A 20,748-nucleotide genomic window follows, 5' to 3' on the forward strand; every position below is an offset into this window, starting at 1 on the left:
CTCCCTGTTAGCCCAGTAAATGATGAATACGCTTGAGGCCCGTTACCAGGCGATCCACTTCTTCATGGGTGTTGTACATTGCAATCGACGCCCGACACATAGCAGGAACGTTATAGTAGGCCATCAGCGGCATAGCGCAGTGATGCCCCGTCCGCACGGCTATTCCATAGTTATCAAGAAAACTGCCGACGTCAAAGGCGTGATGTTTACCTAGGTTAAATGCAATCACACCCAGGCGGTTATCCGGTCCGTAGAGTGTCAAATCCGGCACATCCGCCAGCTGCTCCAACGCATAGCGCATCATGAACTGTTCATATTCGCTGATTTCAGTAAGCCCCAGTGCTGAAACATACTCAATAGCCGCGCCGAGTCCGATAATACCTCCGGTATTTGGCGTTCCGGCTTCAAAACGCCAGGGGGCTTTAGCCCACGTTGTTCCCTGACTCAAACTCACCGTCGCAATCATTGAACCACCGCCTTCCCAGGGTGGCACTCCTGCAACAGCGACTCTCTGGCATACAGAACGCCAATACCGGTTGGTCCATAAAGTTTATGCCCGGAGAAAACATAAAAATCGCAATCCAGTGCCTGGACATCCACCTGATGATGCATCACCGCCTGTGCGCCATCCACCAACACTTTTGCGCCGTATTGATGCGCCAGCTCAATCATTTCCGATAACGGGTTCTCGGTACCCAACACGTTAGAAACGTGGGTAATCGCCAGCAGTTGCGTACGATCGTCAAACAGCGTCGGCAGCGTCTCCAGCTGCAACGTACCATCGGCATTGAGCGGAATAACGCGCAGCTCTGCCCCTACGCGGGCACACAGCATCTGCCAGGGCACAATATTGGCGTGGTGCTCCATTTCGCTGATGATAATGTTATCGCCCGCTCGCACATTGCTGCTGCCCCAGCTGTTCGCCACCAGATTGATGCCTTCCGTCGTACCACGAACAAACACCAGCTCTTCCGCTGAGCGGGCGTTAATAAACAACGAGGCAAGCTTGCGCACATTTTCCATTTTTTCCGTGGCCTGGGCGCTCAGCGTATGAATACCGCGGTGGACCGCCGCATAGCCGTGACGATAAAACTCGGCCTCGGCATCAATCACCTGATTGGGTTTTTGCGCGCTGGCAGCGCTGTCCAGATACGCCAACGGTAAACCGTTCACTTCACGCGTCAGGACCGGAAAGTCAGCCCGTACTTTTTCAATGGGAAATGTCATGCTGCGCCTCCCGGCAAGCGTTGGGCGATCCGCGCCAGTACCTGTTGTTTCAGCGTTTCATCGCCCAGGGCTTCCGTCAGCTCAGCGGCAAACGCATAGAGAATCATGTGTTGAGCATCCTGCTGGCCGATCCCTCGCGAACGCAGATAGAACATCTGCTCGTCGTCGATCCGTCCTACCGTCGCCCCGTGGCTGCATTTCACATCGTCGGCGTAAATTTCGAGCTGTGGCTTGGTATCCACCTCCGCCAGCTTTCCGAGCAACAAATTATTGTTGGTCATCTGACCGTCGGTTTTGATGGCGTGCTGGGCGACGTTGATCAGACCATTGAAGACCGCTCGTCCCTTATCGCTGACAATCGTTTTATGCAGCTGGCGACTGTTGCAATACCCTTTATTGTGCTCAAGCCAGGTCCGTGTATCACAGACTTCATTTTTCACCGGCATCGCCAGACTGTTCAGCCGAAGCGTGGTGTTTTCACCGTTAAGCTGCGTACTGGTGTTATGGCGCAATACCGCATCACCAAGCAAGAAGCTGTGGCTAACGGCAGTAGCATCCGCGCCCAATTGAATGTCATTATGCGCGAAGTGGTGACTAAACGGATTTTCGAACGCCAGTTTGATATGGCGCAAATGGGCGTTTGCCTCGACGTTCATCGTTAAGCGTGCGCCGGTGAAATGGCGACGCTCGCTGAGGCTGGCATAGTGTTCAATAACGGTGGCTTCTGCGCCTTCCGCTAGCTCCAGATGGTGGCGATAGTGCGCCGTATTCACCTCATCGCCCGCCAGCCCCTGGGTTATGTGCAGCAGCAGCAGCGGTTTCGCGGGGCGTTGGTTACGCTTCACCTGAATGTGCGTTACGCTACGGGACAGGCTTTCGGTAAGGTGCAAAAACACTTCCGGTTGGATAGCTGCTGGCAGCGCCTGGCGCGCATCGTCAATGGTAATGTCAAAACCGCTACCGTCTGTGCTGTCGCTGAGCGTCGGAGAGAATTGCCCGTCAACAAACACCAGTCGTACAGCATCAATTGTCGGCGACAACGCTGCACATTGGGCTGACGTTATCTCAGCGACATGACTGACAAACTGGCTGTTGGTTAATCCCTCCAGCGGCGTGTATTTCCAGTCCTCATGCTTCCGCGTTGGCAGCCCCAGACGCAGCATCTGTTGCAAGTGCTGCTGCGCATGGTGTGAGCGTGTCTCCCCTTGCGTCTCAAACAGATGGTGCCACTGTTGCAGCACGTTACTGCTGTTCGCTAAGCCAGCCATAACCTTGCTCCTCCAGTTGTTTGACCAGCGTAAAATCACCGGACTTCACAATTCGCCCCTGGTAGAGAACGTGAACAAAATCGGGTTTGATATAGTCCAGGATGCGCTGATAGTGAGTGACGATAATGAATGAGCGTTTCCCGTCACGCAGCGAGTTCACGCCATCCGCAACGATTTTCAGCGCATCAATATCCAGCCCGGAGTCTGACTCATCAAGAATGCACAACTGAGGCTCCAGCACGGCCATTTGCAGAATGTCATTACGTTTTTTCTCACCGCCGGAGAAACCGACGTTTACCGAGCGCGTGAGCAAATCTTCCGGCATCTTCAGCAGCGCTATTTTCTCTTCCATCAGATCCTGGAAGTCGAATCGATCCAGCGACTCTTCGCCACGGTAACTTCGCACCGCATTCAGCGCCGTTTGCAGGAAAAACTGGTTACTGACGCCAGGGATTTCCACCGGATACTGGAATGCCATGAAGATCCCTTCACCGGCCCGGTCTTCCGGCGACAGTTCCAGTAAATCTTTGCCGTTGAACTCTACCGTCCCGCCAGTGACGTCGTAGTCTTCCCGCCCAGCGAGAGTTGCAGAAAGCGTACTTTTCCCCGAACCGTTTGGTCCCATAATGGCGTGAACCTCTCCGGGGCGAACCTCAAGGCTCAACCCACGCAAGATCGCCTTATCTTCCACACTGACCTGTAAATCTTTGATGCTTAACATGTGCTTTCCTTAAAATTTAACCGACGCTGTGCTCAAGACTTATGGCGAGAAGTTTTTGCGCTTCCACGGCAAACTCCAGCGGCAGTTCAGAGAACACGTCTTTACAGAAACCATTCACGATCATCGAAATGGCATCCTCTTCACTGATGCCGCGCTGCAGGCAGTAAAACAACTGGTCTTCACCAATACGCGACGTGGTGGCTTCATGTTCAAGCTGGGCGCTATTGTTACGACACTCCACATACGGGAAGGTGTGTGCCCCACAATCCGCACCGATCAACATCGAGTCGCATTGGGTATAGTTGCGGGCGTTAGTAGCGGTCGGCATGATTTTCACTAAGCCGCGATAACTGTTCTGGCTGTGTCCGGCGGAGATCCCTTTCGAGATAATGGTCGATTTGGTGTTTTTGCCAATGTGGATCATTTTGGTGCCGGTATCGGCCTGCTGATGTCCACTGGTCAGCGCGACGGAGTAGAATTCGCCGATCGAGTTGTCGCCACGCAAAATGCAGCTTGGGTATTTCCAGGTAATGGCCGAGCCGGTTTCCGACTGCGTCCACGACATTTTGCTGTTTTCACCTTCGCAGAGTGCGCGCTTGGTGACGAAATTCAAAATACCGCCCGTATTGCCATCGCCGGGAAACCAGTTTTGCACCGTGGAGTATTTCACTTCGGCATCTTTGTGGATGATGACTTCCACCACCGCCGCGTGCAGTTGGTAACTGTCGCGCACCGGGGCTGAACAGCCTTCGATATAGCTGACGTAGCTGCCCTCATCCGCAACCAGAATGGTGCGTTCAAACTGCCCGGTTTTTTCCGCATTGATACGGAAATAGGTCGACAGCTCCATTGGGCAACGTACGCCTTTCGGTACATAAATAAACGTGCCGTCAGATGCCACCGCCGCATTCAGCGCGGCAAAGAAATTGTCATTGCCGGGGACAACCGTGCCCAGGTACTGTTTTACCAGCTCAGGATGATCGTGAATGGCCTCACCGAACGAACAGAAAATAATGCCCTGTTCCGCCAGTTTGTCGCGATAGGTGGTCGCTACCGATACCGAGTCGAAAATGGCATCAACCGCAACTTCTTTGCCTTCACGTACCGGCACGCCAAGCTGTTCGAATGCGTCCTCAACCTCTTTGCTTAAAAATGCATTCGCGCCCGTTTGCTGTACCGCTCCCGGTTCAGACGCACAGGTTTCATCGCAGTTGCCGCAGGAAGGTGCGGAGTAATAGCTGTACTCCTGATAATTCAGTTTGTCGTAATGCGCTTTAAGCCAGTGTGGTTCTTCCATGGTCAGCCACGCTTTAAAGGCATTCAGGCGAAATTCCAGCATCCAGTCGGGTTCATTTCGTTTTGCCGAAATCGCGCGCACGACATCTTCATTGATCCCTTTTGCCAGCTCATCGGTTTGCAGTTGGGTGAAGAAGCCCTCTTTGTAATTAAGGTGCCCGCCAGCCCAGGTGTTGACATCGTCAGTTGCTTCAGTATTACGAGACATAGTACCGCCTATACCCCAAAACTTTCGCCACAGCCGCATTCGTTCTGGGCTTTCGGGTTATGAAATTTAAATAACTGGTTTAATCCTTCGCGAACGAAATCGACTTCTGTGCCGTCAATGAACGGCATCGCCTGCAACGGCACATAAAGTCTGGCGCCCTCCGTTTCAAACAGCAGATCGTCTTTTTCGGGTTGGCGGACGGTATCCAGCACGTAACCGAATCCCGCGCACCCTGTTTGCTTCACGCCTAAACGCACACCCAACATGTCAGGTTGCTTTGCCACCAGTTCACGGATATGCGCCGCAGCCGCTGGCGTTAACGTCAGCCCACGCCAGGCAAAATCGTCCGGGTTAAATGTTCCTGAATGCAATTCCATAGAGTTACCTCGAGTCACTAGCTTTTAAGCTATAACACCATGTTAGTGATAATGATTATCACTTCAACCCCTCAACAGCAGGGGCATTCGGGTTAATCGCCCTTTTTGACTACTTTTACTAAGCATAGACCCTGCTGCGAGGGTTTACAGGGATGGATTATTTTGTTCAATGCATTGATTAATAATGGATTATGAAAATCCAATCGTTCAGTCAGGTCAAATGACAAAAGATGTATAGAAAATGTCTATTTAAGGGATAGGTGGGGATGAAGGTAGGGAAAAACAATTCAAATAATAAACAAACAACAAAAAACCCTTAAGTCTGCTTGTTGGCAGGCTTAAGGGTTCCGGCCCCATCCGGCGCTTATCTCCGGCACTCATATTGGCTTAGCTCTTGAAGGGGCGATAAGAAGAATCTCATACACCGATTAGTTTTTTTTAACACTAATTGCGGTTTGACTCTTTTATAAACGCGTTCAATCACATATTTAACGCTGTGCCTCACTGAGCGTGTCCAGCAGCAGGCGTAGCCCTGCGGGTTGATGCTCACGTGAAAGGTATAAACCATAAATCGGCAGGCACTTAGGTTGAAGTTCTGGCAGTAATCGAATTAGCTTTCCCTGCGCTAGCCCTTCCTGCGCCTCCAGCTCTGGCACCAACGCGATCCCCATTCCGGCCACTGCCGACTCGCAGAGCAGCGAAGAGATCCCTGCACTCAAATTCCCTTTGATTGCAACGGAGACAGGCTGCCCCTGAGGATCCAAAAAGTGCCAGGATTTTCCGGCAAAACCGCTGTAGTACAGGCAATTGTGCCGTGTGAGATCGTCGATTGTCTCAGGCGTGCCATGTTGATGCAGATAATCTGCAGACGCGCAAAGCACCGATTTACAGTCGCCCAACCGACGGGCAATAGTCCCTGGCTCTGGATTATCCGTTATGCGGATCGCCACATCGATGCGTTCCCCCACAAGGCTTACCGGTTGATTATTGATCTCCACCTCAATACGTAATTGCGGATATTGCGCCATAAACGTCGGCAGAACCGGAGCAAGAATATGCATCGCGGTAAAATGAGCGCAGGCTACACGTAGCGTGCCGGAGGGAATTTGCGCGGCACTGGCGGCACCAATATCCAGCGAAAGTTGCGCAAGAGAACGTGTTTTCACTAATGCATCTTCACCCGCTGGCGTGATCGTCAAGCGACGCGATGAGCGATGGATAAGCCTTACGCCTGCCCATTTTTCCATCTCGTCGAGATAACGACTGACCATCGGACGGGAAAGCCCCAACGCACGCGCGGCTGCGCTCAGGCTACCCAAATCACAGATATGGTTGAATACCGTTGCCGCCATCACTCTGTCCATTGTTCCCATCCGATCGTTTTATGAAACTCAGCATGTCCTAATGAGGGAATTCTAACAGATCCGAATATCCTTAAAATACGGGAACTATCAAAAGACAATTTCCTGCACAAGGTTACCTATCATGAAAGTTAAAACTCTGGCCCTGCTGTTACCTCTGTTTGCGTCTTCAGCTTTCGCCGCGCCGCTACAGCTGGACGTCTATAATCCACAGGATAAGGCTATTTTCCCGGTTTCTTCGACGCTGGTGTCTGGCCCAAAAGAGGCGATTTTGTTTGACGCCCAGTTCAGTACCAAAGATGGTGAACAACTGGTGCAAATGATTCGCGCCAGCGGTAAAACGCTGAAGGCTATTGTGATCACCTCCGGCGATCCAGATTTCTATTTTGGTCTGGAGCCCATCGTTAAGGCCTTCCCACAGGTAAAAGTCCTGGCAACGCCGCAGGTGGTAGACCATATCCGCGCCACCAAAGAGGCCAAGCTGCAGTTCTGGGGCCCGCAAATGAAGGACGGCGCGCCAACATCGCTTACCGTTCCGCAGGCAACTACGCAAACGCAGTTCACGGTTGATGGCGAAACGCTGGAACTGCGTCACACCAACGATTATGCAGCGTATATCTGGATCCCGGCGAATCGAGCCATTATTGGCGGCACAGGCGTGGCTTCAGGTATTCACGTCTGGACGGCGGATACACAGTCTGAACAACAACGTAGTGCATGGCGTAGCGTACTGAGCGAAATGCAGAGCTTACAGCCCACTCAGGTGGTACCGGGTCATTACATTGGCGACCGCCCAACCGGTGATAAAGCTATTCGCTTCACCCAGGACTATTTGCAGTCGTTTGAGCAGGCGCTAGGGGCGAAAAAAGGATCGGGTTATGTGATTAAAACCATGACGGCAGCATGGCCAGGCCTTGCAGACGTAAGCTCGCTGGAACTAAGTGCAAAAGTTAACAGCGGCGAGATGAAGTGGTAATGAAGATTTAAGGCAAAAAATAACCCCGAACGCGTGTCGGGGTTTCGTTACGATAAGCATACCGGAATCAATGAACGCCCATGCGCCAGGCAAAATAGATCTCTTCTTTCAGTTCAGTGGAAGAGAGCGCCAACAGATCTGCAAACTCCAGCTCAAGCTGTTTCAGCCTTTTCAGGTACTGAGCCGGTGAAAGATCGGTTTTATCACGACGTAAAAATTCTATTGCCAGTTGGGCAGGGTCTAATTGGGTAGACATATCATCCTCGCTTGTGTTCAAAACCTGCACAGTATAACACCATTCCCTGTGCAGATAATGACCAAAAGCAATATGCATCACAAAATTGCGGTCGTCAGACGCGACGTGCAGCACAATCGACCCTGCTCATCGAAGATTTCTATTTGCCACACCTGGTGACGAGAACCTGTATGTAACGCGCGACATGCGCCCCTGACGAGCCCTTCCCGTGCAGAACGGATATGGTTGGCGTTGATCTCCAGGCCCACCACTTTCTGCTCACCCTGAGTACACAAGTAGCCAGCTACCGAACCAATGCTTTCCGCCAGCACCACGGATGCGCCGCCGTGTAACAACCCAAAGGGTTGTTTGGTGCGATGGTCCACCGGCATCGTAGCTTCCAGCGTATCGTCGCCAATGTGCACAAAACGAATATCGAGCAACCCAACCATATTTCCTTCACCCATGGCATTGAGCGCCTCGAGTGTGACTTCACGTTTCCAGATCATCCTATAATCTCCAGCAGTGCCTGTAATGGGTGGCGAACGCCCGTACCTTCAACGCGTTTAACCTGGCTGCGACAGGAGTACCCTGTAGCCAGACAACGGTTACGTGGCAATCGTTGCATTGCCTGGTGCCATGATAACTCATAGATACCCAATGAGTTTTGGTGATTCTTCACTTCGTGACCGTAAGTGCCAGCCATACCACAGCACCCCACGCTGACGTTCTCCAGCTTTGCGCCAAAGCGAGCAAAAATAGCCGCCCATTGTGCAGGCGCGCCCGGTAAAGCCGTCACTTCGGTACAGTGGCCAAAGAAGTACCACGGTTCACCGCCAACAGCGACTGACTGCTGTGTTTCCACAGCTTTTGATAACCATTCGTTGGCCAGCAGCACATGGAAATCACCCCGCTGTTCTCCCAGCACCAGCTTGTATTCATCGCGATAACAAAGCACCAGCGCCGGATCAACACCCACCATCGGAATATTCAGCTTCGCTACCCGGTTAAGAAACTCGGATGTCTTTTTCGCCGTTTTGGCAAAACGGTTTAAAAAGCCTTTAATGTGCTGCGCCTTGCCGTTTGGCGAAAACGGCAGCAGTACCGGCTGCATACCCAGTTTTTCTACCAGACGTATAAAATCAGCCACCACCTGCGCATCGTAATAGCTGGTGAACGGATCCTGTACCACCAGCACCGTGCGGGCTTTTTGCTCGAGGCTGAGTAATTCGAGCTGTTCAAGCGTCATGTTGGCAGAACGATGCCCCACCAGTTGGCGTTGCAGCGACGGCGCAGACAATAGCGGTAAATCAACCATTCCAATGTGCTTTTTAGCCAGATTTCGCACCAGCGGCTGATTGATGAAGAAGTTAAACGTTTTAGGCGCCCGCGCCATTAGCGGTGCATAGCTCTCAACGGTCGCCACCATATGATCGCGCAACGGGCGCAGATAACGCGTGTGGTACAGCTGCAGGAAGCGTGAGCGGAACTCCGGCACATCAATTTTAATCGGACACTGTGTGGAACAGGCTTTACACGCCAGGCACCCTGACATCGCCTCTTTTACTTCGTGCGAGAAATCGTATTCGCCCTTGCGTGCATGCCAGCTGTTGCGGGTACGGGTAATCAGCGTGCGTAAACTGGCGCGTTTCTCCGGTAGCTCTTTTTCCAGTTGCACAGGATCGATCCCGCGATCGGCCAACAGACGCAGCCATTCACGTACCAGCGTAGCTCGCCCTTTCGGAGAATGGATACGGTTAAGGCTGATTTTCATCGACGGACACATGGGGCTTTTCGCATCGAAGTTAAAGCATAACCCGTTGCCATTACACTCCATCGCCCCACGCCACTCCTGGCGTACGGCCAGCGGGATTTGACGGTCATACGTTCCGCGTTTCACCGCGTCCACTTTCATCATCGGTGCATCAACGTCTTCCGGTGGACAGATTTTGCCTGGGTTGAGCCGGTTTTGCGGATCAAACACCGATTTCACTTTGCGCAGTTCACGATACAATTCATCACCGAAAAACGCCGGACTGTATTCCGCACGGAAACCTTTCCCGTGCTCACCCCACAACAGACCGCCATATTTTGCCGTCAGCGCGACGACATCATCAGAAATGCGTTTCATCAGCACTTCCTGCTGCGGGTCGCACATATCCAAAGCCGGCCTGACGTGCAGCACGCCAGCATCCACGTGGCCGAACATGCCGTAACTCAGACCATGGCTGTCGAGCAGCGCGCGAAACTCGGCAATATAGTCAGCCAGATGCTCCGGAGGAACGCAGGTATCCTCGGCGAACGGAATGGGCTTCGCGGAACCTTTTGCATTGCCCAGCAGACCGACAGCCTTTTTGCGCATGGCGTAAATTCGTTCGACGCCCGCCAGTTCGGTACATAGCTGCCAGCCAATGACGCCCGCTTCCTGGCGAGCGATTAACCCATCCAGGCGTTCGCAGAGTGCGCTGACTTGCGAATTAATCAAGGTTTCGTCGTCACCGGCAAACTCGACAATATTCAGGCCCAGCATCTCTTTATCCGCTACATCGGTAATCAGTTCGCTTACCGAGTGCCAGACGATGTCTTCACGCGCCAGATTGAGTACTTTGGAGTCGACGGTTTCTACCGACAATGCGCGCGCTTCCACCATCACCGGCGCGTTACGCAACGCCGAATCAAACGAATCGTACTTAACGTTAACCAACTGTCTGACTTTGGGCAGTGGCGTGATATCAAGGCGGGCTTCGGTGATAAACGCCAGCGTACCTTCAGAGCCGGTAAGAATGCGGGTTAAATCAAATTCGGTCATCTCATCGTTAAAGACGTGCCGCAGATCGTAACCCGTCAGGAAGCGATTAAGTTTCGGGAATTTATCCATGATCAGCTGTCGGTTATCACGACAACGCTCATAAACGGTCTTATAGATACGGCCAATCGTGGTATTGCTTTTACCCAGCATTTCGGCAAGCTCGACCGGCATGGGCTGGGTATCCAGAATATCACCGCCCATCAGCACCGCACGGATGCCCAACACATGATCGGAAGTTTTACCGTAAACCAACGATCCTTGCCCGGACGCATCGGTGTTGATCATCCCGCCGAGCGTTGCCCGGTTACTGGTGGATAACTCCGGGGCAAAGAAATAGCCGTATGGCTTCAGAAACTGGTTGAGCTGGTCTTTTATCACCCCGGCTTCTACCCGCACCCAACCTTCTTGCGGGTTGATTTCAATAATGCGGCCCATATAGCGGGACATATCAACAATAATGCCCTGGTTCAGCGCCTGGCCGTTGGTCCCGGTGCCGCCGCCGCGCGGGGTAAAAATCAACGACGAGAATAGCGGTTCTGCCGCCAGACGGGCGATTAGCGCCACATCTGCGGTTGAACGAGGGAAAACGACAGCATCAGGAAGCAGCTGATAAATACTGTTATCCGTCGACATTGTCAGACGATCGGCATAGCTCGTTGCCGTATCACCCGTGAATCCTTGCTGCTCCAGCGCCTGCAAAAAATTGAGCACCAGTTGAACGACACCTGGCGCCTGAGAAATTTGTGGAATCATTATAGTGACCCTTTCCTGCGGTCTGTGTTGTGAATTTAATCGTTTGCGTGTTGCATTGTTTGTTGTATCACATTTTTTTCTAATACGCTCAGCAGATTTACAGGCAGAATCCGCCTGTTCAAAACCGCTGAAATTGCTCATCATTATAGAGTGTGATTAACGTGTTCACGTCGCGTCAACGTTCTGGCGCAAAGACAAAGGTGAAAAGTATTTATGGTAAATTTCCGTCAGCCCAGGGATATTGCACAAGTGCTGCTATCGGTGCTGTTTTTAGCCATCCTGATTGTGGCCTGTCTCTGGATTGTTCAGCCCTTTATCCTCGGTTTTGCCTGGGCAGGTACGATTGTCATTGCGACCTGGCCTATCCTGCTACGCTTACAAAAATTGCTCTGGGGACGTCGTTCACTTGCCGTACTGGTGATGACACTGTTGTTAGTGCTGTTGTTCATCATCCCTATCGCGCTGCTGGTTAACAGTATCGTCGATGGCAGCGGGCCGCTGATCCATGCCGTAACCGCAGGTGATATGACGCTACCGGATCTGGCTTGGTTGAACAGCATTCCACTGGTGGGTGCCAAAATGTATGGCGCATGGCACAGTTTACTGGATATGGGCGGTTCGGCCATTATGGCCAAGGTTCGTCCTTATATCGGTACCACCACCACCTGGTTTGTCGGTCAGGCCGCGCATATCGGCCGCTTTATGATGCACTGTGGTCTGATGCTGCTGTTCAGCGCCCTGTTGTACTGGCGCGGTGAACAGGTCGCATTAGGTATTCGTCACTTCGCTTGCCGTCTTGCCTCAAAACGTGGCGATGCTGCCATTCTGCTGGCCGCGCAAGCCATTCGCGCCGTCGCATTGGGCGTTGTGGTCACCGCTCTGGTGCAGGCAGTGCTCGGGGGAATTGGTCTGGCGGTAACCGGCGTGCCTTACGCCACGCTGCTGGCGGTATTGATGATCCTGTCTTGTCTGGTGCAACTGGGGCCGTTGCCGGTGCTGATTCCGGCCATTATCTGGCTGTACTGGACGGGTGATTCAACCTGGGGCACGCTTCTGCTGGTCTGGAGCGGCGTAGTCGGAACGCTGGATAACGTTATTCGACCGATGCTGATTCGTATGGGTGCCGATTTGCCACTGATCCTGATTCTCTCCGGGGTCATCGGCGGACTGATTGCCTTCGGCATGATTGGTCTGTTTATCGGTCCAGTAGTGCTGGCCGTTTCCTGGCGTCTGTTCTCCGCCTGGGTAAACGAAGCCCCTGCGCCAGGTACCAATCCGGATGAAATCCTCGAAGAAATTGCTGAAATCGAACGCAATAAGTAATCCAACATCAGGCGGCAGCGCCGCCTGATTGTTTAACAATACTAATCAATCCTCCCTCTTGCGTGATTAGACCCAACCTCGCCCTTCTTTAAATAATCATTTGTGTCGCAAATTCTTTACAGTTTTTAAACTATTGAGATGAATCTGATCGACGTAAAAAATCACTATGCCTACTATTAGCTCATGGCTTTAGATCAACATATTGATTTATAAGCATGGAAATCCCCTGAGTGAAACAACGAATTGCTGTGTGTAGTCTTTGCCCATCTCCCACGATGGGCTTTTTTTTGTCCTTCGCGCGCCACTCCACCAACCTTAACGCACCAACACATTATCTTCCCCGTCAAGGAACAAATAATATTGCACAAAATACTGTGACTCTCTTCAAGCAGAAATATCCACAGCAATGTTATTACTATTCCACCGTCTTTTATGAAGTGACCAAATAATGAACGCATTAGAACTACAGGCGATCCGCCATATTTTTGCTATGACGGTGGAAGAAAGCGCCAGGTATATCGCGCGCGATAACAATGTTGCCGCCTGGCAGCAATGGGAAAAGGGTGAAAGAGAAATTCCAGAAGACATCATCCGCATTTGTTCAGAAATGAAAGCAAGGAGGAAGTTAAGAATTAATGCAATTATCGACAAAATAAATAATCGTATCGGTAATAACACCATGCGTTTTTTCCCCGATCTGAACGCTTTTCAGGCGGTTTATCACCACGATGGTTTTCTCGACTGGAAAATCTATCAGTCGGCTGCTGTTGAACTCTATGCTCACGATCTCGAGCGTATGTGTTAAGAGATTGCAACGCCATACCTATTTAGCCTCTTCGCTGAGTAACTCATTATGAAAAACACCTATTTCTCCACTGCGATAGGGCTGTACCTAAATTACCTGGTGCACGGCATGGGGGTCATTCTGATGAGCCTCAATATGTCTTCGCTGGAACAACAGTGGCAAACCAATGCTGCGGGCGTCTCGATTGTTATTTCCTCACTCGGCATCGGCCGCTTAAGCGTTTTATTAGTGGCAGGGATGCTTTCCGATCGCTACGGTCGCAGACCATTTATTATCCTTGGTATGACCTGCTACCTGATTTTCTTTATTGGCATCATCAATACTCACAGTATTTTTCTTGCCTATGCTTTTGGTTTTTTAGCAGGAATGGCAAACAGTTTTCTCGATGCCGGAACCTATCCCAGCCTGATGGAGGCATTCCCCCGTTCCCCCAGCACGGCCAATATTTTGATAAAAGCCTTCGTCTCCAGCGGTCAGTTCCTGCTGCCAATGATCATCAGCCTGCTGGTGTGGGCCGAACTTTGGTTTGGCTGGTCCTTCCTGCTGGCGGCTGCCGTTATGATACTCAACGGCGTGTTTTTGTTTCGCTGTCGGTTTCCTCCACACCCCGGGCCTCATATCGTCATCCGGGCACAACCTGCAGAACGAGAAACCGCACAACCTGAACATCGTTGCTCCCTGCTCGACCTTGCCAGTTACACCCTGTACGGCTACATCGCAATGGCAACATTTTACCTGGTAAGCCAGTGGCTGGCGCAATACGGACAGTTTGTCGCAGGAATGTCCTATACGTTATCTATCAAACTGTTAAGCATTTATACCTGCGGCTCTCTACTGTGCGTGCTGATCACCGCCCCGCTGGCGCGAAAAGCAGAACGCGCGACATCGATGCTGATGCTGTATACGTTTATCTCATTTGTCGCACTGTTGATGGTTTGTCTGCATCCGACACCCTACGTGGTCATTATCTTTGCATTTGTCATCGGTTTTTCTTCCGCTGGGGGCGTTGTGCAAATCGGTTTAACGCTCATGGCCGCACGCTTTCCGCATGCGAAGGGTAAAGCGACCGGTATTTACTACAGTGCGGGCAGCATTGCGACCTTCACTATTCCATTGATAACAGCAAAACTCTCAGAAACCAGTATTGCTCACATCATGTGGCTTGATACTGGCATAGCTGCTGTTGGGTTCCTGTTGGCGTTATTTATTGGTTATCGCAGCCACATCGCGTCAAAGCATCAGCTAAAAATGATACAAGCCGTAGAATAGCGTGGATGCAATATTGTTCCCCCCTTCTGCAAAATAATTGGCATTTATTTTAAAACATAAGCAAAACACCGGCTGGCAGAGTTCAATTTCACAGTGCGTTATGCAATATACCTGGTAACTTAAACGCCATGCTATGTAGGTTCTGTGGCTTCCGCCCGGTATATTAATTACAAGGTCGCCGCAATTTAAACAATATCGACGAGCACAGAACAATTTTAAAATCCGCAAGGAGTTGTGAAAATGTCTCAAAGCAAGACCTTTAATACGCCATTTCTTTTGGCGATAACCTGTATTTATTTAAGTTATTTCCTACACGGCATTAGCGTCATTACACTGGCGCAAAATATGACCTCTCTTGCAGAAAAGTTTTCCACAGATAATGCAGGAATTGCCTATTTGATTTCAGGCATTGGTCTGGGGCGACTGGTGAGCATCTTATTCTTTGGTGTGCTCTCAGATAAATTTGGTCGTCGGGCTATCATTCTGTTAGGGGCTATTCTTTATATACTGTTCTTCTTCGGTATTCCCGCCAGCCCTAATCTGATGATTGCCTTTATTCTGGCCGTTTGCGTTGGCGTGGCAAACTCGGCACTGGATACCGGTGGGTACCCGGCGTTAATGGAATGCTTCCCTAAAGCCTCTGGCTCAGCCGTTATCCTGGTGAAAGCTATGGTCTCGTTTGGGCAGATGATCTACCCCATCGTCGTCAGCACCATGCTGCTCAACCATATCTGGTACGGTTATGCGGTCATTATCCCGGGAGCGTTGTTTGTAGTCATTACCCTGATGCTGCTAAAAAGTCGTTTCCCCAGCCAGATGGTGGATGCCGGCATCGCGAAAGATCTGCCACAGATGAACAGTAAACCGTTGGTCTGGCTGGAAGGTGTGGCATCCGTCATGTTTGGTGTTGCTGCCTTTTCGACTTTTTACGTCATCGTGGTCTGGATGCCGAAATATGCGATGGCCTTTGCTGGCATGGCAGAATCCGACGCATTGAAAACAATCTCTTACTACAGTATGGGTTCGTTGGTCTGCGTATTTATCTTTGCCGCACTGTTGAAAAAATGGGTACGACCTATTTGGGCAAACGTATTTAACGCCGGACTGGCAACCATCACCGCAGCCGTGATCTATTTATACCCATCTCCGCTGGTATGTAACGCCGGTTCATTTCTCATTGGATTCTCTGCCGCTGGCGGTATTTTACAGCTCGGTGTCTCGGTGATGTCAGAGTTCTTTCCCAAGAGCAAAGCCAAAGTCACCAGTATTTATATGATGATGGGTGGCGTAGCCAACTTTATTATCCCATTAATCACCGGATACCTCTCTAACATTGGTCTGCAATACATTATTTTGCTGGACCTTGCATTTGCTCTGTTGGCTTTTGTCACCGCCATCATCGTCTTTATTCGTTACTACCGCGTATTTGATATCCCCAAAAATGATGTGCGGTTGGGCGAGCGTTATTTTCAATAAATTGTTTAGAAGGAGTATTAAATGGACGTAACTGCAAAATATGAACTGATTGGTTTGATGGCCTACCCTATCAGACACAGTCTGTCGCCTGAAATGCAAAATAAGGCATTAGAAAAAGCGGGATTGCCATTCACTTACATGGCATTTGAAGTTGATAACTCAACGTTTGCTAATGCCATTGCCGGGCTGAAGGCCTTAAAGATGCGGGGTACCGGGGTCTCAATGCCCAACAAGCAGCTGGCATGTGAGTATGTTGATGAATTAACGCCTGCAGCCAAGCTGGTCGGCGCAATTAACACTATCGTCAATGATGATGGTTACCTGCGTGGTTACAATACCGATGGCACGGGCCATATTCGTGCAATTAAGGAAAGTGGTTTCGATATCAAAGGTAAAACCATGGTACTGTTGGGCGCAGGCGGTGCGTCGACGGCCATTGGTGCACAGGCAGCGATTGAAGGCATCAAAGAAATTAAACTCTTTAACCGCCAGGATGAGTTTTTTGCCAAAGCGCAGGAGTTTGCCAAACGCGTCAATGAAAACACCGACTGCGTGGTCACCGTTATCGATCTCGCCGATCGCCAGGCTTTTGCTGACGCACTTGCCAGCGCAGATATTTTGACCAACGGCACTAAAGTCGGCATGAAGCCGCTGGAAAATGAGTCTCTCGTGACCGACGCGTCCCTGCTGCGTCCGGAACTGCTGGTAACCGAATGCGTCTACAACCCGCATATGACCAAATTATTGCAGCAGGCACAAAGTGCTGGTTGCAAAACAATTGATGGTTACGGCATGTTGTTGTGGCAAGGGGCTGAACAGTTCAAGCTCTGGACCGGGAAAGATTTCCCACTGGAGTATGTGAAACAGGTTATGGGTTTTGCCGCCTGACGGGCAAGCATTTGTACAATAGTTAAAGGGTAATCAATGAAAACCGTAACCGTAAAAAACCTCGTTATTGGCGAGGGTGCGCCGAAGATCATTGTCTCGCTGATGGGTAAAGACATCGCAACGGTAAAAAGCGAAGCGCTGGCCTATCGCGAAGCGGATTTCGACATTCTGGAATGGCGCGTAGACCATTTCGCCGATGTCTCTTCCATTGAGGCGGTGTTGGAAGCTGCGCGCACCATCCGCGATGTGATGGCTGACAAACCACTGCTTTTCACCTTCCGTAGCGCCAAAGAAGGCGGTGAACAGGCTCTGTCTGTCGAGCACTATATTGCACTTAACCGCGCGGCGGTAGACAGCAGTCTGGTGGATATGATCGATCTGGAACTGTTTACCGGTGCCGAACTGGTCAAAGCGACCGTCGAGCATGCGCACGCGAAAAATGTCTTTGTGATTATGTCCAATCACGATTTTCATAAGACACCAGCCGCGGAAGAGATTGTCCAGCGCCTGCGTAAAATGCAGGAGCTGGGCGCAGATATTCCGAAGATTGCCTTGATGCCGCAAAATAAAACGGATGTTCTGACGCTGCTTAGTGCCACGCTGGAAATGCAAGAACGCTATGCCGATCGCCCGATAATCACCATGTCGATGGCTAAAACAGGGGTGATTTCACGTCTGTCTGGTGAGGTTTTCGGTTCAGCGGCAACCTTTGGGGCAGTAAAAAAAGCCTCCGCACCAGGACAAATTTCGGTCACCGACCTGCGTACTGTATTGACAATATTGCATCAGGCTTAATTACAGATATATCCATATAAATATCAGTAATGCCCTACCCCAGATATTCGTCTAACCACGGATATCTGGCCGGTAATTAAGCGTTATTAAATAACTCACAATATTATTGTCGAATATAGCGACAGGTAGTCGCACGCATATAATCTGGAGTTCACATGAAATTTTCAAGGCCAAATCGTATAGATGGTCGGGTACCCGTATTATCCGCTGCAGATGCAGTCAATCATATTCCTGATGAAGCAACGCTTTGTGTATTAGGTGCTGGAGGGGGTATTCTCGAAGCAACAACATTAATTAATGCACTGGCTGAAAAATATAAAAACTCACAGTCACCGCGAAATTTAGCGTTGATTAGTCCTACAGGTTTGGGTGACCGTGCCGACCGGGGAATTAGCCCACTGGCACAGGAAGGTTTAGTCAAATGGGCATTATGCGGACACTGGGGACAATCACCGCGAATCTCCGATCTGGCTGAACAAAATAAAATTGCTGCCTATAACTATCCTCAGGGCGTATTAACCCAAACCCTGCGTGCATCGGCGGCTCACCAGCCGGGGATCCTTAGTGATATCGGCATCGGTACATTTGTTGACCCTCGCCAACAGGGCGGTAAGCTGAATGAAGTGACCACCGAAGATCTGATCAAATTGGTGGAAATTGATAACAAAGAGTACCTGTATTACAAAGCCATTGCGCCAAACATCGCCTTTATTCGCGCCACCACTTGCGACAGTGAAGGCTACGCCACCTTTGAAGATGAAGTGATGTATCTTGATGCGCTGGTGATTGCCCAGGCCGTACACAATAACGGTGGCATCGTTATGATGCAGGTGCAAAAGATGGTGAAGAAAGCCACGTTGCATCCGAAATCGGTGCGTATTCCCGGCTATCTGGTCGATATTGTGGTCATCGACCCCGACCAAACGCAACTGTATGGTGGCGCGCCGGTTAACCGCTTTATCTCTGGCGATTTTGTTCTCGATGACAGCCAACAGACTGCCCTGCCGCTCAATCAGCGTAAACTGGTGGCCAGACGCGCCCTGTTTGAAATGCGCAAAGGTGCGGTCGGCAACGTTGGCGTAGGCATTGCCGATGGCATTGGCCTCGTCGCGCGCGAAGAAGGCTGTGCTGACGATTTTATTCTGACAGTCGAAACGGGTCCGATTGGCGGCATCACCTCTCAAGGTATTGCTTTCGGCGCCAACGTCAACACCCGCGCCATTCTGGATATGACCTCCCAGTTTGACTTCTATCACGGTGGTGGACTGGACGTGTGCTATTTAAGTTTTGCCGAAGTCGATCGCCACGGCAACGTCGGCGTACACAAATTCAATGGCAAAATCATGGGTACCGGCGGTTTTATCGATATTAGCGCCACCTCCAAAAAAATTATTTTCTGCGGCACGTTAACTGCCGGAAGTCTGAAAACGGAAGTTGCCGATGGCAAATTAAATATTGTGCAGGAAGGTCGGGTGAAAAAATTCGTCAACGAATTACCTGAAGTGACTTTCAGCGGAAAAATTGCTCTCGAACGTGGACTTGATGTGCGTTACATCACTGAACGCGCTGTATTTACGTTAAAAGCAGATGGTCTTCATTTAATCGAAATTGCACCGGGAGTCTCTTTACAGGAAGACATCCTGGACAAGATGGATTTCACGCCAATTATTTCCCCAAATCTGAAGATGATGGACGAAAGATTATTTATCGATGCCTCGATGGGTTTTGTATTACCCGACGCCGCCAATTAAAAGGAGTACCATGATGGACTTTTCTTTAACTGAAGAACAAGAACTGCTACTTGCCAGTATTCGAGAACTGATTACCAGCAATTTCCCGGAAGAATATTTCCGTACCTGCGATCAAACGGCGACCTACCCGAAAGAGTTTATGCGTGCCCTGGCGGACAACGGTATTTCGATGCTGGGCGTTCCGGAAGAGTTTGGTGGCATCCCGGCGGATTACGTCACACAGATGCTGGCGCTGATGGAAGTTTCAAAATGCGGCGCACCCGCTTTTTTGATCACTAACGGTCAGTGTATTCACAGTATGCGTCGTTTTGGATCCGCCGAACAGCTGCGTAAGACCGCAGAAAGCACCATGGAAACGGGCGATCCGGCGTATGCGCTGGCATTAACCGAACCGGGAGCTGGCTCCGACAACAACAGCGCGACCACCAGCTACACTCGCAAAAACGGTAAGGTCTATCTCAACGGGCAGAAAACCTTTATCACCGGCGCGAAAGAGTATCCATATATGCTGGTACTGGCCCGCGATCCGGAGCCAAAAGATCCGAAAAAAGCCTTTACGCTGTGGTGGGTCGATTCGAAAAAACCCGGCATTAAGGTTAATCCGCTGCATAAAATCGGCTGGCATATGCTCAGCACCTGCGAAGTTTATCTTGATGACGTCGAAGTGGACGAAAGCGATATGGTCGGAGAGGAAGGCATGGGTTTCCTCAACGTCATGTACAACTTCGAAATGGAACGTTTGATCAACGCTGCGCGCAGTACCGGTTTTGCTGAATGCGCCTTCGAAGATGCCGCCCGTTACGCCAACCAGCGCATCGCATTCGGTAAGCCAATTGGTCACAATCAGATGATCCAGGAAAAACTGGCGCTGATGGCGATTAAAATCGATAACATGCGCAATATGGTGTTAAAAGTCGCCTGGCAGGCCGATCAGGAACAGTCTCTGCGCACCAGTGCAGCGCTGGCAAAACTGTATTGTGCACGTACTGCAATGGAAGTGATTGATGACGCCATTCAGATTATGGGTGGGCTGGGTTACACCGACGAAGCACGCGTTTCCCGCTTCTGGCGCGATGTTCGCTGTGAACGCATTGGCGGTGGCACAGATGAAATCATGATTTACGTCGCGGGTCGCCAAATCCTGAAAGATTATCAGAATAAGTAAGCAGTAATGCTTGCCGGATAGCGCAAATGCGTTATCCGGCACGTG

General features: G+C 50.8%; 17 protein-coding genes, 1 other RNA gene and 1 pseudogene. 10 read left to right on the forward strand and 9 right to left on the reverse strand.

What is annotated here, in order from left to right; genetic code table 11:
• Positions 1-7 precede the first annotated feature (7 nt).
• The 6 genes and pseudogenes from sufS to OGY04_RS07295 form a co-directional block, all read right to left on the reverse strand.
• Positions 8-1,227, reverse strand: a pseudogene (gene sufS, locus OGY04_RS07270) (cysteine desulfurase SufS).
• The gene (gene sufD / locus OGY04_RS07275; RefSeq protein WP_204191757.1) at positions 1,224-2,495 is read right to left on the reverse strand and encodes a Fe-S cluster assembly protein SufD; all 1,272 of its coding nucleotides are present in this window, start codon (positions 2,493-2,495) and stop codon (positions 1,224-1,226) included. The pseudogene sufS and the gene sufD overlap by 4 nt, the downstream one beginning before the upstream one ends.
• Positions 2,470-3,216: a Fe-S cluster assembly ATPase SufC gene (sufC, locus tag OGY04_RS07280; protein ID WP_003832649.1), complete on the reverse strand. Its 747-nt coding sequence runs from the start codon at positions 3,214-3,216 to the stop codon at positions 2,470-2,472. Before sufC ends, sufD begins: the two co-directional genes overlap by 26 nt.
• Positions 3,217-3,232: 16 nt before the next feature.
• The gene (sufB, locus tag OGY04_RS07285; RefSeq protein WP_020996440.1) at positions 3,233-4,720 is read right to left on the reverse strand and encodes a Fe-S cluster assembly protein SufB; all 1,488 of its coding nucleotides are present in this window, start codon (positions 4,718-4,720) and stop codon (positions 3,233-3,235) included.
• An 8-nt stretch (positions 4,721-4,728) separates the two neighbouring features.
• The gene (gene sufA / locus OGY04_RS07290) at positions 4,729-5,097 is read right to left on the reverse strand and encodes a Fe-S cluster assembly scaffold SufA (protein ID WP_003832645.1); all 369 of its coding nucleotides are present in this window, start codon (positions 5,095-5,097) and stop codon (positions 4,729-4,731) included.
• 488 nt (positions 5,098-5,585) lie between these two features.
• Complete coding sequence (locus OGY04_RS07295; protein WP_286585051.1) at positions 5,586-6,461, reverse strand: LysR family transcriptional regulator; 876 nt, start codon at positions 6,459-6,461, stop codon at positions 5,586-5,588.
• 121 nt (positions 6,462-6,582) lie between these two features.
• Here OGY04_RS07295 and OGY04_RS07300 point away from each other — a divergent pair, with 121 nt between their 5' ends.
• Complete coding sequence (locus OGY04_RS07300; RefSeq protein ID WP_286585052.1) at positions 6,583-7,434, forward strand: Vmh family MBL fold metallo-hydrolase; 852 nt, start codon at positions 6,583-6,585, stop codon at positions 7,432-7,434.
• A 67-nt stretch (positions 7,435-7,501) separates the two neighbouring features.
• Here the strand turns inward: OGY04_RS07300 and OGY04_RS07305 are convergent, their stop codons facing one another.
• The 3 genes from OGY04_RS07305 to ydiJ form a co-directional block, all read right to left on the reverse strand.
• A complete protein-coding gene (locus tag OGY04_RS07305) occupies positions 7,502-7,690 on the reverse strand; it encodes a YdiH family protein (protein ID WP_003030540.1) in 189 nt (62 codons plus the stop codon).
• Between the two features lie 77 nt (positions 7,691-7,767).
• Positions 7,768-8,178: a 1,4-dihydroxy-2-naphthoyl-CoA hydrolase gene (menI, locus tag OGY04_RS07310; RefSeq protein WP_286585053.1), complete on the reverse strand. Its 411-nt coding sequence runs from the start codon at positions 8,176-8,178 to the stop codon at positions 7,768-7,770.
• Positions 8,175-11,231 (reverse strand): D-2-hydroxyglutarate dehydrogenase YdiJ, encoded by a 3,057-nt coding sequence (ydiJ, locus tag OGY04_RS07315; RefSeq protein WP_286585055.1) that lies wholly within the window; start codon positions 11,229-11,231, stop codon positions 8,175-8,177. The genes menI and ydiJ overlap by 4 nt, the downstream gene beginning before the upstream one ends.
• Before the next feature lie 213 nt (positions 11,232-11,444).
• Here ydiJ and ydiK point away from each other — a divergent pair, with 213 nt between their 5' ends.
• The 9 genes from ydiK to OGY04_RS07360 all read left to right on the forward strand — a co-directional run bounded on the left by ydiK (position 11,445) and on the right by OGY04_RS07360 (position 20,703).
• Positions 11,445-12,554: an AI-2E family transporter YdiK gene (gene ydiK / locus OGY04_RS07320; RefSeq protein ID WP_286585057.1), complete on the forward strand. Its 1,110-nt coding sequence runs from the start codon at positions 11,445-11,447 to the stop codon at positions 12,552-12,554.
• A gap of 183 nt (positions 12,555-12,737) precedes the next feature.
• Positions 12,738-12,845: antisense sRNA RprA (gene rprA, locus OGY04_RS07325), an RNA gene on the forward strand.
• 157 nt (positions 12,846-13,002) lie between these two features.
• Positions 13,003-13,359, forward strand: coding sequence for a YdiL family protein (locus OGY04_RS07330; protein WP_008784601.1), 357 nt, complete (start codon positions 13,003-13,005; stop codon positions 13,357-13,359).
• Positions 13,360-13,407: 48 nt separating this feature from the next.
• The gene (locus OGY04_RS07335; RefSeq protein WP_103285111.1) at positions 13,408-14,628 is read left to right on the forward strand and encodes an MFS transporter; all 1,221 of its coding nucleotides are present in this window, start codon (positions 13,408-13,410) and stop codon (positions 14,626-14,628) included.
• 240 nt (positions 14,629-14,868) lie between these two features.
• Positions 14,869-16,104 (forward strand): MFS transporter, encoded by a 1,236-nt coding sequence (locus tag OGY04_RS07340; protein ID WP_032943180.1) that lies wholly within the window; start codon positions 14,869-14,871, stop codon positions 16,102-16,104.
• 21 nt (positions 16,105-16,125) lie between these two features.
• On the forward strand, positions 16,126-16,992 hold the full coding sequence (gene ydiB, locus OGY04_RS07345; protein ID WP_003836604.1) for a quinate/shikimate dehydrogenase: 867 nt from the start codon (positions 16,126-16,128) through the stop codon (positions 16,990-16,992).
• A gap of 36 nt (positions 16,993-17,028) precedes the next feature.
• Positions 17,029-17,787, forward strand: a complete 759-nt coding sequence (gene aroD / locus OGY04_RS07350) for a type I 3-dehydroquinate dehydratase (protein ID WP_286585058.1) — start codon at positions 17,029-17,031, stop codon at positions 17,785-17,787.
• A 155-nt stretch (positions 17,788-17,942) separates the two neighbouring features.
• Positions 17,943-19,538: an acyl CoA:acetate/3-ketoacid CoA transferase gene (locus OGY04_RS07355; RefSeq protein WP_286585059.1), complete on the forward strand. Its 1,596-nt coding sequence runs from the start codon at positions 17,943-17,945 to the stop codon at positions 19,536-19,538.
• Positions 19,539-19,551: 13 nt separating this feature from the next.
• The gene (locus tag OGY04_RS07360; protein WP_003832619.1) at positions 19,552-20,703 is read left to right on the forward strand and encodes an acyl-CoA dehydrogenase; all 1,152 of its coding nucleotides are present in this window, start codon (positions 19,552-19,554) and stop codon (positions 20,701-20,703) included.
• Positions 20,704-20,748 lie beyond the last annotated feature (45 nt).

Origin of the sequence: Citrobacter sp. Cpo091 (assembly GCF_030332645.1) — a bacterium.
Classification (GTDB): Bacteria; Pseudomonadota; Gammaproteobacteria; order Enterobacterales; family Enterobacteriaceae; genus Citrobacter; species Citrobacter portucalensis.

What these genes read in the sequence shown, in the direction of transcription:
- sufD (WP_204191757.1), bottom strand. Translation starts at nt 2,495, where the DNA reads ATGGCTGGCTTAGCGAACAGCAGTAACGTGCTGCAACAGTGGCACCAT.
- sufC (WP_003832649.1), bottom strand. Translation starts at nt 3,216, where the DNA reads ATGTTAAGCATCAAAGATTTACAGGTCAGTGTGGAAGATAAGGCGATC.
- sufB (WP_020996440.1), bottom strand. Translation starts at nt 4,720, where the DNA reads ATGTCTCGTAATACTGAAGCAACTGACGATGTCAACACCTGGGCTGGC.
- sufA (WP_003832645.1), bottom strand. Translation starts at nt 5,097, where the DNA reads ATGGAATTGCATTCAGGAACATTTAACCCGGACGATTTTGCCTGGCGT.
- OGY04_RS07295 (WP_286585051.1), bottom strand. Translation starts at nt 6,461, where the DNA reads ATGGACAGAGTGATGGCGGCAACGGTATTCAACCATATCTGTGATTTG.
- OGY04_RS07300 (WP_286585052.1), top strand. Translation starts at nt 6,583, where the DNA reads ATGAAAGTTAAAACTCTGGCCCTGCTGTTACCTCTGTTTGCGTCTTCA.
- OGY04_RS07305 (WP_003030540.1), bottom strand. Translation starts at nt 7,690, where the DNA reads ATGTCTACCCAATTAGACCCTGCCCAACTGGCAATAGAATTTTTACGT.
- menI (WP_286585053.1), bottom strand. Translation starts at nt 8,178, where the DNA reads ATGATCTGGAAACGTGAAGTCACACTCGAGGCGCTCAATGCCATGGGT.
- ydiJ (WP_286585055.1), bottom strand. Translation starts at nt 11,231, where the DNA reads ATGATTCCACAAATTTCTCAGGCGCCAGGTGTCGTTCAACTGGTGCTC.
- ydiK (WP_286585057.1), top strand. Translation starts at nt 11,445, where the DNA reads ATGGTAAATTTCCGTCAGCCCAGGGATATTGCACAAGTGCTGCTATCG.
- OGY04_RS07330 (WP_008784601.1), top strand. Translation starts at nt 13,003, where the DNA reads ATGAACGCATTAGAACTACAGGCGATCCGCCATATTTTTGCTATGACG.
- OGY04_RS07335 (WP_103285111.1), top strand. Translation starts at nt 13,408, where the DNA reads ATGAAAAACACCTATTTCTCCACTGCGATAGGGCTGTACCTAAATTAC.
- OGY04_RS07340 (WP_032943180.1), top strand. Translation starts at nt 14,869, where the DNA reads ATGTCTCAAAGCAAGACCTTTAATACGCCATTTCTTTTGGCGATAACC.
- ydiB (WP_003836604.1), top strand. Translation starts at nt 16,126, where the DNA reads ATGGACGTAACTGCAAAATATGAACTGATTGGTTTGATGGCCTACCCT.
- aroD (WP_286585058.1), top strand. Translation starts at nt 17,029, where the DNA reads ATGAAAACCGTAACCGTAAAAAACCTCGTTATTGGCGAGGGTGCGCCG.
- OGY04_RS07355 (WP_286585059.1), top strand. Translation starts at nt 17,943, where the DNA reads ATGAAATTTTCAAGGCCAAATCGTATAGATGGTCGGGTACCCGTATTA.
- OGY04_RS07360 (WP_003832619.1), top strand. Translation starts at nt 19,552, where the DNA reads ATGGACTTTTCTTTAACTGAAGAACAAGAACTGCTACTTGCCAGTATT.